The sequence below is a fragment of the Bradyrhizobium sp. UFLA05-89 genome, assembly GCF_059803475.1.
In genome coordinates this window covers 1-12,960 of the sequence record NZ_JBANBA010000166.1, presented here as the reverse complement: position 1 = coordinate 12,960, position 12,960 = coordinate 1, and the positions used below count along the sequence as shown (strand labels likewise).

Here is a 12,960-nt window from a genome sequence, read left to right as displayed (position 1 = left end):
GGCGTTCGAGGGGTGTCCACACCCTCACCGCCGCTTACCCCAGTCGCCGCTTACCCCATAGCATCTGGATTGCCCGCTTTCGCGGGCAATGACGTCGAGGATGATGCGTCTTGACTTGACCTCCCCGACCGCGCAAAGCGACCGCATGAGCGCCTCGCCCTCGCACCCTGCCCCGTCCACTGCCCCATGGCTACGGACGCTGCTGACCAGGCCGGTCCCGGCCGTGATGGGCGTGCTCAACGTCACCCCGGATTCCTTCTCCGACGGTGGGCAGTTCATCGCGCCCGACGAAGCGCTGGCGCAGGCGCGTGCCATGATCGCCGATGGTGCCGACATCATCGACATCGGGGCCGAATCCACCCGACCCTACAAGGGCGCCCAGCCGGTCACGGCGGAGGAGGAGCTGCGGCGGCTAAAACCCGTGCTCGCCGACATCGTCGGACTCGGCGTGCCGGTCTCGATCGACAGCATGAAGTCGGAGGTCGTGGCTTTCGCGCTGGACCAGGGCGTCGCGATCGCCAACGACGTCTGGGGCCTGCAGCGCGATGCCGGCATGGCGGCGGTAGTAGCGGCGAAAAAAATCCCGGTCATCGTGATGCACAACCGCGATAGCGTCGACCCCGCCATCGACATCATTCAGGATATGATCGCGTTCTTTCAGCGCTCGCTCGACATCGCAACGAAGGCGGGCATCGCCGAGGAGCACATCGTGCTCGACCCCGGCATCGGCTTCGGCAAGACGCCGCAGCAGAGCATGACGGCGCTGGCGCGCCTCAACGAGCTCAGCGCCTTCGACCTGCCGGTGCTGGTCGGCGCCTCGCGCAAGCGATTCATCGCATCCGTATCACCGTCGGAGCCCCAGCAGCGGCTTGGCGGCTCGATCGCCGCTCATCTCATCGCCGCGCAGCGCGGCGCGCGGATCATCCGCACCCACGACGTCGCCGAGACTCTGCAAGCCCTGCGGGTCGCCACCGCCATCGAAGGTAAGCCATGACAGATACGATCTTCGTCACCGGCCTAGTGATCCATGCGCGCCACGGCGTGATGGAGCATGAGACCGAGGTCGGCCAGCGCTTCGTCATCGACCTCGAGCTCTACGCCGACCTCCAGGAATCCTCGCGCACCGACCGGCTCGTTGACACCGTCTCCTATGCGGACGTGGTCTCGACCACGACGGCTGCGTTCAAGAACACCAATTACAAGCTTTTGGAGCGCGCAGCCGGTGCGGTGGCCGATGCCATCCTGTCGCATTTTTCGCGCATCCGTGCGGTGAAGGTGACCGTGCACAAACCGCATGCGCCGATCGCCGCCATCTTCGATGACGTTGGCATAGTGCTGACGCGCTCGCGGCACCCAAACCATGGCTAGCGCGCTAATCGCGCTGGGCGGCAATGTCGGCGACGTCCGCGCGACGTTCAGAAAGGCGATCTCCCACATCTGCGGCATGGCGCAGGCGGTGCTGGTCGCGCGTTCCTCCGACTACACGACGCCACCCTGGGGCGATGAGGACCAGGCGCCTTTCGTCAACGCCTGCATCGAAATCGAGACCAGCCTCGATCCGCACGCGCTCTTGTTCGTGATGCAGAAGGTCGAGCAGAAATTTGGTCGGACCCGCGACAAGGAACGGCGCTGGGGGCCGCGCACGCTCGATCTTGACCTGATCGCCTATGACGATGTGTCCTTGCAGACGCCGGAGCTGACGCTGCCGCATCCGCGCCTGTTCGAGCGCGCCTTCGTGCTGGTGCCGCTCGCCGAGATTGCGCCCGACCGCATGATTGGCGGCATCCGCGTGCGCGACGGCCTCGCCAGCGTCTCAACACAAGGAATCGAGCGGCTCCCGGATACCGGTTAACCAAAATCAACCGTTTGCAGGGGCGGCCGGCCGTGGCAATTTCGTCCCCAACGATGAGAACGAATATGTCCGGGAGTTTCCTGCCGAATGACCGCCGTGACTGACGATCTGCTGCTGGCCGCGGACTTCCCCAAGGCGAGTTACGAGGATTGGCGCAAGCTGGTCGATGGTGTGCTGAAGGGCGCGCCATTCGAAAAGCTCGTCGGCAAGACCTACGACGGGCTGAAGATCGATCCGCTCTATCCGCGCGCCAAGGATCTCGCGCCCGTTGCGGGTCGGCAGGCGGCCGCGCCCTGGCAGGTCATGCAGCGGATCGACCATCCCGATACGGTGCTCGCGAATGCCCAGGCACTCACGGACCTGGAGAACGGAGCGACGGGGCTTGCGCTGGTGTTTGCCGGCGGCAACGGCAGCCATGGCTTTGGCCTGGAACCGACGGCGGACGCAGTCGCTAAGGTCCTAAGGGAGATTCACCTCGATGCCGGCATCTGCATCGAGCTTCAGGTCGGCCCGCAATCGCGGATGGCCGCGATCCATGTTGCGGAATACGTCAAGAGCAAGGGCATCGATCCTGCCGCCTGCGACATCCGCTTCGGCCTCGATCCACTCGCGGCCTGCGCGGTCTGGGGTCATAGCCCCTACGCCTGGGAGGAGATCGTTCCCGCGGTGACCTCCGGGATCAAGGGCCTCGTGGCGCTCGGCTTCAAGGGACCGTTCGCATCCGCAGATGGACGCGTGATCCATGATGCCGGCGGATCGGAGGTGCAGGAGCTCGCCTTTGTGCTCGCCTGCGGCGTTGCGTATCTGCGCGCGATCGAAGGCGCCGGCGTTCCCTTGGAGCAGGCACAGGGCATGGTCTATGCGCGGCTTGCGGCCGATGCCGACCAGTTTTTGACCATGGCAAAGTTCCGCGCGCTGCGACTATTGTGGGCGCGCATCGAGCTGGCCTGCGGCTTGACGCCGAAGCCGCTGTTCATCGCGGCCGATACCGGCTGGCGCATGCTGACGCAGCGCGACCCCTACGTGAACATGCTGCGTGCGACCATGGCGACGTTCGCCGCAGGCCTTGCCGGCACCAACTCCGTCACGGTGCTGCCGCACACGCTGGCGCTGGGGCTACCAGACGCGTTCGCACGGCGCGTGGCGCGCAACACGCAGCTCGTGCTGCTCGAGGAGAGCAACCTCGCAAAGGTCTCTGATCCGGCGGCAGGCGCAGGCGGCATCGAGGCGCTCGCGACGCAGCTTTGCGAGGCGGCCTGGACGCTGTTCCAGGAAACCGAAAAAGCCGGCGGGGTCTTTGCCGCGCTTCAGCAGGGCCTGATCCAGGGCAAGGTCCACGCAACGCGCAAGGCGCGCGAGGCCAACGTCGCAAAGCGCCGCGACGTGCTGACTGGCGCGAGCGAGTTTCCGAACCTGCAAGAGAGCGATGTGGCGGTGCTGCCGGCGACGCCGGTCGCGCTTGCGCCTTACGGCGAGCAAAAGTTCAAATTCGCCCCGCTTGCGCCGATCCGCCTTGCGGAACCTTTCGAGGCGCTGCGCGACAAATCCGACACCAGGCTGAAGGCAAGCGGGGTGCGGCCCAAGGTGTTTCTGGCCAATCTAGGTACGGCGGCCGATTTCACCGCGCGCGCAACCTTCGCAAAGAGTTTCTTCGAAGCCGGAGGCATTTTGGCCGTCGATAGCGAGGGCTTTGCCGATCCGGCAAAGCTTGCCACCGCCTTCAAGGCATCGGGCGCGGAGCTCGCCTGCCTTTGTTCCAGCGACAAGGTCTATGCGGCCCATGCAGAAGCCTCGGCCAAGGCCCTGCAAAGCGCGGGCGCGAAGCATATCTATCTGGCAGGCCGGCCGACCGGGACCGAGGCCGCGTTGCGCACGGCCGGTGTCAGCGGGTTCGTCTTCGCGGGCGCCGATGCACTGGCCACGCTGCAGGATGCCTATCGACGGATGGAGCAGGCATGACCGAGACCAGCAAACCCGTTCTCACCGGCGGCTGCCAATGCGGCGCGGTGCGCTTCGCGCTGTCGGTCGCGCCGAACAAGGTCAGCATCTGCCATTGCCGGATGTGCCAGAAGGCGAGCGGCGCGCCGTTCGCCTCCTTTGCCGATATCAACAAGACGGATTTTTCCTGGACCAAGGGCCGGCCGTCGTTCTTTCGTTCCTCGACGATCGCCGAGCGCGGCTATTGCGCCGCCTGCGGCACGCCGCTGAGCTTCGGCCGCATCGACGGCGAGCGGATCGAGATCATGACCGGCGCCTTCGACCGCCCGGATCACGTGGTGCCGACGCGGCAATACGGAAGTGAATCCCGGCTCGGTTGGGTCGTCGGAATCGCAAACCTGCCGAGTCAAACCACGCAGCAGAACTACGGACCGGAGAAGATGGCGACCATCGTCAGCCATCAACATCCGGATCATGATTGATATGCTGGGATCGGATTATGCTCCGTTTCCTGGCAGGATTTCTGATCGGAGTAAGCCCAATGGTGGTCGTGTGGTCCATCGACCATTTCTTCACCAAGGCTCCGCCAGGGAGCGTGGCCAAAAAGAAGCTTCAAAGGCTGATCGACCGAAACCGCAGGTTTGAGGATTCCAAGGAATGAGCCGCATTCCCAATTTCGCCGACGTCGCCTTCGAGCGGACTACAACCGCCGCTCCGACCGGCAGCGCCGAGCCATGGCTGACCCCCGAGGGCATCCCGGTAAAAAGCGCTTACAGCGAAGCCGATCTCGCCGGCCTCGACTTCCTCGATGCGTACCCTGGCATCGCGCCGTACCTGCGCGGCCCCTACCCCACCATGTACGTCAACCAGCCCTGGACCGTCAGGCAGTATGCCGGCTTCTCCACGGCGGAGGATTCCAACGCCTTCTATCGTCGCAACCTCGCGGCGGGACAGAAGGGCCTCTCGGTCGCCTTCGATCTCGCGACCCATCGCGGCTATGATTCCGACCATCCGCGCGTCGGTGGCGACGTCGGCATGGCCGGTGTCGCCATCGATTCCATCTACGACATGCGCACGCTGTTTGCCGGTATCCCGCTCGATCAGATGAGCGTGTCCATGACCATGAATGGCGCGGTGCTGCCGATCCTCGCGCTGTTTGTGGTCGCCGCCGAAGAACAGGGCGTGCCGCCGGAAAAACTGTCGGGCACCATTCAGAACGACATTCTGAAAGAGTTCATGGTGCGCAACACCTACATCTATCCGCCGAACCCATCGATGCGGATCATTTCCGACATCTTCGCCTACACTTCGCAGAAGATGCCGAAGTTCAATTCGATCTCGATCTCCGGTTATCACATGCAGGAGGCTGGCGCGACGCAGGATCTCGAGCTCGCCTATACGCTCGCCGACGGCGTCGAATATCTTCGTGCTGGCCTCGCCGCTGGCCTCGACGTCGACCGCTTCGCGCCGCGCCTGTCGTTCTTCTGGGCGATCGGCATGAACTTCTTCATGGAAGTCGCCAAGATGCGCGCCGCGCGGCTACTCTGGGCCAAGCTGCTGAAGCCGTTTGGTCCGAAAGATCCGCGCTCGCTCTCGCTGCGCACGCATTGCCAGACCTCCGGCTGGTCGCTGACCGCGCAGGACGTCTTCAACAACGTGATGCGCACGACGGTGGAGGCGATGGCGGCGACGCAAGGCCACACCCAGTCGCTGCACACCAACGCACTCGACGAAGCGCTCGCGCTGCCGACTGACTTTTCCGCGCGCATCGCCCGCAACACGCAACTCTTCCTGCAGCAAGAAAGCGGCACCGCACGCATCATCGATCCCTGGGGCGGCTCCTATTATGTCGAGCGGCTGACGCGCGATCTCGCCGCGAAGGCCTGGGGCCACATCCAGGAGGTCGAGGAGCTCGGCGGCATGGCCAAGGCCATCGAAGCCGGCGTGCCGAAACTGCGCATCGAGGAGGCTTCCGCCAAGACGCAGGCCCGGATCGATGCGGGCAAACAGGCGGTGATCGGCGTCAACAAGTACAAGCCGTCCGATGAAGCGCCGATCGAGATCCTCAAAGTGGACAACACCAATGTCCGCCGCCTGCAGATCGACAAGCTGACTCGGCTCAAATCCGAGCGCAACCAGGTCGATGTCGATGCCGCGCTCGCCGCGCTGACGCGTTCGGCCGGCGAAGGCAACGGCAATCTTTTGGCGCTCGCAATCGACGCCGCGCGCGCGAAGGCAACCGTCGGCGAAATTTCCGACGCGATGGAAAAGGTGTTCGGTCGCCACCGCGCCGAGATCAAGTCCATCACCGGCGTCTACAAGCGGGAGGCGTCCGCCATGGGCAGCCAGGTTGAAAAGGTGCAGGCGCTGATCGACGCCTTCGAGGAGGCGGAAGGCCGCCGTCCGCGCATTCTCGTCGCCAAGATCGGCCAGGATGGCCACGACCGCGGGCAGAAGGTGATTGCGTCGGCCTTTGCCGACATCGGCTTCGACGTCGACATCGGGCCGCTGTTTGCCACCGCCGACGAAGCCGCGCGCCAGGCGGTCGAGAACGACGTTCACATTCTCGGCGTCTCCTCACTGGCCGCCGCCCACCTCACTGCGGTGCCGGAATTGAAGGCGGCGCTGAAGAAGCACGGCCGCGAGGACATCATGATCATCGTCGGCGGTGTGGTCCCGCCGCAGGATTACGAGGCGCTCTACGCAGCAGGAGCCGAAGCGATATTCCCACCCGGCACCGTGATCGCTGATGCCGCCGCGGAGCTGATCCAAAAGCTCAACGCCCGGCTCGGCCACAGCGCGGCGGCGGAGTGAGTGATAGCTCCGAGGGCGAGCAACCATGGCACTCCTATGAACCAATTCAGCGCTATGAATCGCTGTTCCCTTTGTTGCCAAACTTTGTTGCGCACTACACTATAGGTGGTAAGCGCCTTCCACGAATTGGTCTATCGAACAGGCTTGATCTCCAGTTTCGAAAAGTTCTTCTAGCCGCACTTCTGGCTAGCAGAATGCAGATCGGGCTTTCTTATGCCGAGAAGCGTTACGCAAAAGATCCCCTGGAGACACGATGGCTAGGACTTACCGAGAGAATCGACCAGATTTACGGTGAGGGTCAAAAGTACCTAGGATGGTATCTTTCGTTCGGAAAAGATCAAATCAAGAGTGTGGGTGACCCCTCGCAAGACAATCTGTCTTGGCAGTTCTTTTTTCGAACCATCGGCTCGCTCGATGCGGCAAAGCGCTTGTCGGAACTTGGCTATCTATGTGAAGTAGCCACGATCCTAAGAGCAGCATTGGAGCAATTCGCGTTTTGCGCAAGGCTGTTGTCTCTGGGACCATCGGAAGAAGTGAAGACTATACGTCCGATTCAGTGTCTGAATTACTTCAAGACGTTTGTGCCAGCGACCGGACAGCTATATGGCCTACTGTCAAAGTACACGCATTTTGAGTTTGACCATCACACGCACTTTTTCATCCAAAGAGATTAACACCATACAGCGAGGGGCGGTGCTTCGAGCCTACGCCACGCACCTACTTTTTCTCACTATGGCTTGTGCCGGCAAGTACATCCTAGTTGCCTCTCCATCCCAGTTCAAAGACGTTCCAAAATCAGTACGAGAAATTAGTACATTCATAGATGCCGTTGACACATTTTCCAATGAAGTTTGTGAAATCCTGGCTTTAGATGAAGTGCTAGCCAAAATGGATATCTTGCTTCAGGACATCATCAAGGGACGACCGTAGACGTTCGAACGCGACAAGGTAGTTGGTCCAATCATGCTTGTTTCTCTGAACATTCGGCCAACGCTGGCAGCTTTAGCTCTCATGCTTTCGATTGGCGCCAGCTTTAGCTATGCCGCCGATCCCAAGCCCGATGCGATCATCAAGAACAGGACCATCGAGGCCCGCGTGCTGCTCGACGACCAGATCAAGGCCGATCCTGCGCTCGCCGCCGATTGCCTCGCGGAAGGCAAGAAATGGCTCGAGAAGAACGCGGCTGATGCCGCCGCCTCGCGCAAACAGGATCCGCAATTCTTCCAGAACGGCGGCTGGGATTTCGAGCGCAAATACACGATCCGCTCGGTGGTTGCCGACCGCTATGTCAGCCTGGTCCGCGCCGATTACATGGATACCCACGGCGCGCATCCGAATTCCGGCGTCGACACCATCCTGTGGGACAAGGCGCAAGCCAAGCGAATATCGATCCGTCCGTTCTTCACCGAGACTGCCGACAACGGCGCGACGATGAAGGCGATGCAGAAGGCCGTGATCGCCTCGCTGCGAATCGAGAAGAAGAAGCGCGATGCAGGCGAGACGGCCACCAACGAGTGGTTCAAGGGCGTCGAGCCGAGCCTGCTCAAGATCGGCGCCGTGACGCTCGCGCCTTCGACCGAGGCGGGCAAGAGCTCCGGTCTCACCTTCCACTATCCGCCTTATGCGGTCGGCCCTTACGCCGAGGGCGAATATGTCGCCTTCACTTCGTGGGAGACGCTGAAACCTTATTTGACGCAGGAAGGCGCGCGGATTTTCGGCGGCGCGCGACCGAAGGGCGACGAAGACGACGGGCAGTGATTCGACGCGGCATGGACGACGCGTTGCTCACAGCGCAACTGGTCCGGCCGACTTGCCGCGCTGGTGCAAAGCTGCCAAAACTGGCGCGATAGACAGGGCGTCCGACGTTACAGGCGCCGCTGGAAGGTGCTCATGTCTGCCATCACGCGCCGCGCCTTTGCGGCATCGTCTGTCGCTGCCGCCGCTCTTGGACTCCAGCCGGCATGCGCGGAGACCTATCCTGCGCGGCCCGTGACATTGATCGTGCCGTGGGGCGCGGGCGGCGGCACGGATGCGACTGCGCGTGTTCTCGCGGCGATGCTGGAAAAGGAACTCGGCCAGCCTTTCAACGTGGTCAATCGGGTCGGCGGCTCAGGCGTCGTCGGCCACACCGCGATCGCAACTGCCGCTCCCGACGGCTACACGATCGGCATGCTGACCGTCGAGCTCACCATGATGCACTGGCAGGGGCTCACCGACCTGACGCCGCGGAGCTTCACGCCGCTCGCCATGATGAACGAGGACGCGCCGGGCATCCAGGTTTCCTCTTCCTCGCCCTACAGGACGGCCAAGGAATTGGCCGTGGCCATCAAGGACGCGTCTCCCGGAAAGTTCATTGCGTCAGGGACGGGTCAAGGCGGCATCTGGCATCTCGCACTGATCGGCTGGATGCAGGCGATGGGACTGCCGGCCAACCAGGTCGCCTGGGTGCCGTCGAACGGTGCTGCACCCGCGATGCAGGATCTCGCGGCTGGCAACATCGATCTCGCCACCTGCTCGGTGCCCGAGGCCCGCGCAACGATCGAAGCCGGGAGAGCGCGCAGCCTCGCCATCATGGCGCCTGCCCGCAACCCCGTCTTTCCCGATGTGCCGACCTTGAAGGAAGCGATGGGGATCGACTATTCGACCGGCGGCTGGCGCGGCATCGGCGGACCGAAGGGCCTGCCTCCGGAGATCGCTGCCAAGCTCACGACGTCGGCGAAGAGGATTTTCGACTCCGCGGAGTTCAGGGCCTTCGTGACCAATCGCGGCTTCGGCATGGCGTGGCGCGATGCCGGCCAGTTTGCCGACTTCATGGACAAGGGCGATGTCCAGATGGGCGCCGCAATGAAAGCCGCCGGCCTCGCCAAGACTTGACGTATCGAGCAGGCGAAGCCGGCCCCGTTGATCCCGGCCCCGGCCCTCGCCTGTCCCGCCCGGCCGTTGTAAAGCAGGGCATGATTCAGAAGAAGGCTTCGCTCGACGTCAAAGCCCTCGCCCGGGACGTCCGCTCCGGCAGCCGCGCGGCGCTCGCCCGCGCCATCACGCTGGTGGAGAGCCGGCGCGGCGACCATCAGGCGGCCGCGCGCGAGCTGGTGCAGCAGCTGCTGCCGGACACCGGCAAGGCGGTTCGCGTCGGCATCACCGGCTCGCCGGGCGTCGGCAAATCCACCACCATCGACGCGCTCGGCACGTATCTGATCGAACAGGGGCACAAGGTCGCGGTGCTTGCGGTCGATCCGTCCTCGGCGCGCAGCGGCGGCTCGATCCTCGGCGACAAGACCCGGATGGCGCGGCTCTCGGCGTCCGAGCATGCCTATATCCGCCCCTCCCCGTCGTCAGGCACGCTTGGCGGTGTCGCCGCGAAGACGCGCGAGGCTATGCTGCTCTGCGAGGCGGGCGGCTTCGACGTCGTGCTGGTCGAGACCGTCGGCATCGGCCAGTCCGAGACTGCCGTTTGCGACATGACCGATTTCTTCCTCGCGTTGATGCTGCCGGGCGGCGGCGACGAATTGCAGGGCATCAAGAAGGGCCTGGTCGAGCTCGCCGACATGATCGCGATCAACAAGGCCGACGGCGACAACCTGAAGCGCGCCAACATCACGGCCGCGGACTATCGCGGCGCGCTACACATTCTGGCGCCGCGCTCCGAACATTGGCATCCGCCGGTCGTGACCTATTCGGCGTTGACCGGTAACGGCATTGCCGAGCTCTGGCAGAAAATCCTCGATCATCGCAAGGCGATGAGCGCGTCGGGCGATTTCGCCGCGCGCCGGCGCGAGCAGCAGGTGAAATGGATGTGGTCGATGCTGGAGCAGCGCATGCTGTCTCGGCTGCGAACCGAGGCCTCCGTCCGCACCAGGGTGAAGAAGATCGAGGCCGAGGTGGCCGATGGTCGCGTCACGCCGGCGCTCGCCGCAGAGCACATCATGGAGCTCCTGCAATGAGCGGCAAGCTTTGCGTCCTCCTCACCGGCTTCGGCCCGTTCCCTGGCGCGCCCTATAATCCGACGCAGCCTCTGGTCGCGCGGCTGGCGCGGCTGCGCCGTCCCGCGTTCGACGGCGTCGAGCTTGCGACCCACATCTTTCCGGTGACCTACGCCGCGGTCGACCAGCAATTGCCAGAGGTCCTCGCGAAGGTCAGACCCGATGCGCTTCTAATGTTCGGCCTCGCCGCACGCACCTCATACCTGCGCATCGAGACTCGCGCGCGCAACGCCGTCACCATGCTATGGCCCGATGCCGCCAATACCCGTTCCCGCACAGGCGCGATCGCGGCGAACGCAGACGCGATGATGTTTGGTCCGCACACTGCAAGGCTCCTGCGGGCCGGGCGACTGACCGGAATCGACGCGCGGGCCTCGCGCGATGCCGGTGCCTATCTCTGCAACTATCTGAGCTGGCGCGCGATCGAGAGCGTGAACGCCGGCGGGCCGAAACTTGCAGCGTTCATCCACATCCCGCTGCTGGCGCGCAGTGGCGCGTCACGGCGCAAGGGAGCGCCGCGCATCACGCTCGAGGAGCTGGTCGATGCCGGCGAAGCGATGCTGATGGAGATGGTGAAGTTGGCGCGCCGCGATAGAGCTGCGTAGGGTGGGCAAAGGCGCGCGAGCGCGGTGCCCACCATCTATCCTAATCCGCGGTGACAATGGTGGGCGCGCTTCGCTTTGCCCACCCTACAGCACCCCGGCCTCGGTAAACATTTAACCCTACCAGCAACAATCCTCCGGCGCCTGACCGCCCTGCCCCATTTCTGCGCTACCTAACGCCGGCGGATGCGTTCCGCATCCGCCGGAGGACGCGTCATGCCTCTCAATTTGAACCTCAATCGCCGTCGTCTCATTGGAGCCTCCACCGCCGGCATTGCCGGTGCGCTGGCCATGCCTGTCGATGCCGCGCAGGCAGCGCCGCTGACGTCGGTGCTGGGGCGCGACGCCACGCAGTATGGCGTGCGGCCCGGCAGCAGCGAGGACCAGACGCGCGCGCTCCAGCGCGCCATCGACGAGGCCGCGCGCGCGCAGGCGCCGCTGGCGCTGCCGCCCGGCATCTACCGCACCGGGCTGCTGCGGCTGCAAAACGGCTCGCAACTCGTCGGCGTGCGCGGTGCCACGAAATTTATCTTCACCGGTGGTCCTTCGATGCTCCTCGGCGAAGGCGCCGGCACGATCGGCCTCGCCGGCATCACCTTCGACGGTGGCGGCATTGCGCTGCCGACGCGACGCGGCCTCATCCACTGTCTCGGCGGACGCGATGTCCGCGTTCTCGATTGCGAGATCACGGGCTCCGGCGGCAGCGGTATTTGGCTCGAGCAGATCGCCGGCGACATCTCAGGCAATATCTTCACTAACATCGCCGTGACGGCTGTGGTCTCGTTCGATGCCAAGGGACTCATCGTCTCGCGCAACACGATTCTCGGCACCAGCGACAATGGCATCGAGATCCTGCGCACCGCCGTTGGTGACGACGGCACGCTGGTCGCCGACAACCGCATCGAGGACATCAAGGCCGGCCCCGGCGGCTCCGGACAATACGGCAACGCTATCAACGCCTTCCGCGCCGGCAACGTCATCGTGCGCGGCAATCGCATCAAAAATTGCGACTACTCGGCAGTGCGCGGCAACTCTGCCTCCAACATCCAGATATCAGGCAACAGCGTCAGTGACGTTCGCGAGGTCGCGCTCTATTCGGAGTTCTCGTTCGAAGCTGCGGTGATCGCCAACAACACGGTCGATGGCGCCGCCGTCGGCGTCTCCGTCTGCAATTTCAACGAAGGCGGCCGCATCGCGGTGGTCCAGGGCAACATCGTCCGCAACCTGATCCCGAAGCGCCCCATCGGCACCGCACCCGATGACGATGCCGGCATCGGCATCTATGTCGAGGCTGACACCTCCGTCACTGGCAACGTGATCGAGAACGCGCCGTCCTACGGCATAGTCGCGGGCTGGGGCAAATATCTGCGCGACGTCGCGATCTCCGGCAACGTGATCCGCAAGGCCCTCGCCGGCGTCGGCGTGTCCGTGGTGCCGGGCGCCGGCACCGCGCTCGTCAACAACAACATGATCTCCGAGACCCCGCTCGGCGCCGTTGTCGGCCTCGACCATGCGCGAACGGTGACGACCGATTTGTCGGCTGACGGTGCGCAACGGTTTGCGCAGGTGATGGTGGGCGGGAATGCAGTGAGGCGGTAGTCATGACGACGCCAAAGTGGTGACGTCGCGCCAGCTGCCGCCACACCGTCATTGCGAGCGCAGCGAAGCAATCCAGAATCCCCCCGCGGCGACGGTCTGGATTGCTCACATGGGGAGTTGGTGTGTCAAGGTGGTTGGTCAGCTCTTTGTTCGATTGCAGGCCAGCTCTTCG

The 12,960-nt window shown here is 63.9% G+C and carries 13 protein-coding genes; all 13 read left to right on the top strand.

What is annotated here, in order from left to right; all coding sequences use genetic code 11:
* Positions 1-145: 145 nt before the first annotated feature.
* Positions 146-994, top strand: a complete 849-nt coding sequence (folP, locus tag SO139_RS43060; protein ID WP_449384399.1) for a dihydropteroate synthase — start codon at positions 146-148, stop codon at positions 992-994.
* Complete coding sequence (gene folB, locus SO139_RS43055) at positions 991-1,368, top strand: dihydroneopterin aldolase (RefSeq protein WP_449384388.1); 378 nt, start codon at positions 991-993, stop codon at positions 1,366-1,368. The genes folP and folB overlap by 4 nt, the downstream gene beginning before the upstream one ends.
* Positions 1,361-1,852 (top strand): 2-amino-4-hydroxy-6-hydroxymethyldihydropteridine diphosphokinase, encoded by a 492-nt coding sequence (gene folK, locus SO139_RS43050; RefSeq protein ID WP_449384389.1) that lies wholly within the window; start codon positions 1,361-1,363, stop codon positions 1,850-1,852. The genes folB and folK overlap by 8 nt, the downstream gene beginning before the upstream one ends.
* An 87-nt stretch (positions 1,853-1,939) precedes the next feature.
* Positions 1,940-3,811 (top strand): methylmalonyl-CoA mutase family protein, encoded by a 1,872-nt coding sequence (locus SO139_RS43045; protein WP_449384390.1) that lies wholly within the window; start codon positions 1,940-1,942, stop codon positions 3,809-3,811.
* Complete coding sequence (locus SO139_RS43040) at positions 3,808-4,272, top strand: GFA family protein (protein ID WP_449384391.1); 465 nt, start codon at positions 3,808-3,810, stop codon at positions 4,270-4,272. Before SO139_RS43045 ends, SO139_RS43040 begins: the two co-directional genes overlap by 4 nt.
* Positions 4,273-4,289: 17 nt before the next feature.
* Complete coding sequence (locus SO139_RS43035) at positions 4,290-4,451, top strand: hypothetical protein (RefSeq protein WP_474804314.1); 162 nt, start codon at positions 4,290-4,292, stop codon at positions 4,449-4,451.
* Positions 4,448-6,604, top strand: a complete 2,157-nt coding sequence (gene scpA / locus SO139_RS43030) for a methylmalonyl-CoA mutase (RefSeq protein ID WP_449384392.1) — start codon at positions 4,448-4,450, stop codon at positions 6,602-6,604. Before SO139_RS43035 ends, scpA begins: the two co-directional genes overlap by 4 nt.
* Positions 6,601-7,278, top strand: coding sequence for a hypothetical protein (locus SO139_RS43025; RefSeq protein WP_449384393.1), 678 nt, complete (start codon positions 6,601-6,603; stop codon positions 7,276-7,278). The genes scpA and SO139_RS43025 overlap by 4 nt, the downstream gene beginning before the upstream one ends.
* A 337-nt stretch (positions 7,279-7,615) precedes the next feature.
* Entirely contained in the window at positions 7,616-8,362 is a 747-nt protein-coding gene (locus SO139_RS43020; protein ID WP_498541936.1) for an RsiV family protein, read from the top strand.
* Positions 8,363-8,494: 132 nt separating this feature from the next.
* The gene (locus tag SO139_RS43015) at positions 8,495-9,478 is read left to right on the top strand and encodes a tripartite tricarboxylate transporter substrate binding protein (RefSeq protein WP_449384395.1); all 984 of its coding nucleotides are present in this window, start codon (positions 8,495-8,497) and stop codon (positions 9,476-9,478) included.
* 80 nt (positions 9,479-9,558) lie between these two features.
* Positions 9,559-10,548, top strand: coding sequence for a methylmalonyl Co-A mutase-associated GTPase MeaB (gene meaB / locus SO139_RS43010; protein ID WP_498541935.1), 990 nt, complete (start codon positions 9,559-9,561; stop codon positions 10,546-10,548).
* A complete protein-coding gene (locus tag SO139_RS43005) occupies positions 10,545-11,192 on the top strand; it encodes a pyroglutamyl-peptidase I (RefSeq protein WP_498541934.1) in 648 nt (215 codons plus the stop codon). The genes meaB and SO139_RS43005 overlap by 4 nt, the downstream gene beginning before the upstream one ends.
* Positions 11,193-11,417: 225 nt before the next feature.
* On the top strand, positions 11,418-12,788 hold the full coding sequence (locus tag SO139_RS43000) for a TIGR03808 family TAT-translocated repetitive protein (protein WP_498541937.1): 1,371 nt from the start codon (positions 11,418-11,420) through the stop codon (positions 12,786-12,788).
* The last annotated feature ends 172 nt before the right edge of the window (positions 12,789-12,960 follow it).

Excerpts from the sequence above, each read along its gene's own strand:
- SO139_RS43005 (WP_498541934.1), top strand. The coding sequence starts at position 10,545 with ATGAGCGGCAAGCTTTGCGTCCTCCTCACCGGCTTCGGCCCGTTCCCT.
- SO139_RS43040 (WP_449384391.1), top strand. The coding sequence starts at position 3,808 with ATGACCGAGACCAGCAAACCCGTTCTCACCGGCGGCTGCCAATGCGGC.
- SO139_RS43035 (WP_474804314.1), top strand. The coding sequence starts at position 4,290 with ATGCTCCGTTTCCTGGCAGGATTTCTGATCGGAGTAAGCCCAATGGTG.
- folB (WP_449384388.1), top strand. The coding sequence starts at position 991 with ATGACAGATACGATCTTCGTCACCGGCCTAGTGATCCATGCGCGCCAC.
- SO139_RS43045 (WP_449384390.1), top strand. The coding sequence starts at position 1,940 with ATGACCGCCGTGACTGACGATCTGCTGCTGGCCGCGGACTTCCCCAAG.
- scpA (WP_449384392.1), top strand. The coding sequence starts at position 4,448 with ATGAGCCGCATTCCCAATTTCGCCGACGTCGCCTTCGAGCGGACTACA.
- SO139_RS43015 (WP_449384395.1), top strand. The coding sequence starts at position 8,495 with ATGTCTGCCATCACGCGCCGCGCCTTTGCGGCATCGTCTGTCGCTGCC.
- meaB (WP_498541935.1), top strand. The coding sequence starts at position 9,559 with ATGATTCAGAAGAAGGCTTCGCTCGACGTCAAAGCCCTCGCCCGGGAC.
- SO139_RS43020 (WP_498541936.1), top strand. The coding sequence starts at position 7,616 with ATGCTTTCGATTGGCGCCAGCTTTAGCTATGCCGCCGATCCCAAGCCC.
- folK (WP_449384389.1), top strand. The coding sequence starts at position 1,361 with ATGGCTAGCGCGCTAATCGCGCTGGGCGGCAATGTCGGCGACGTCCGC.
- folP (WP_449384399.1), top strand. The coding sequence starts at position 146 with ATGAGCGCCTCGCCCTCGCACCCTGCCCCGTCCACTGCCCCATGGCTA.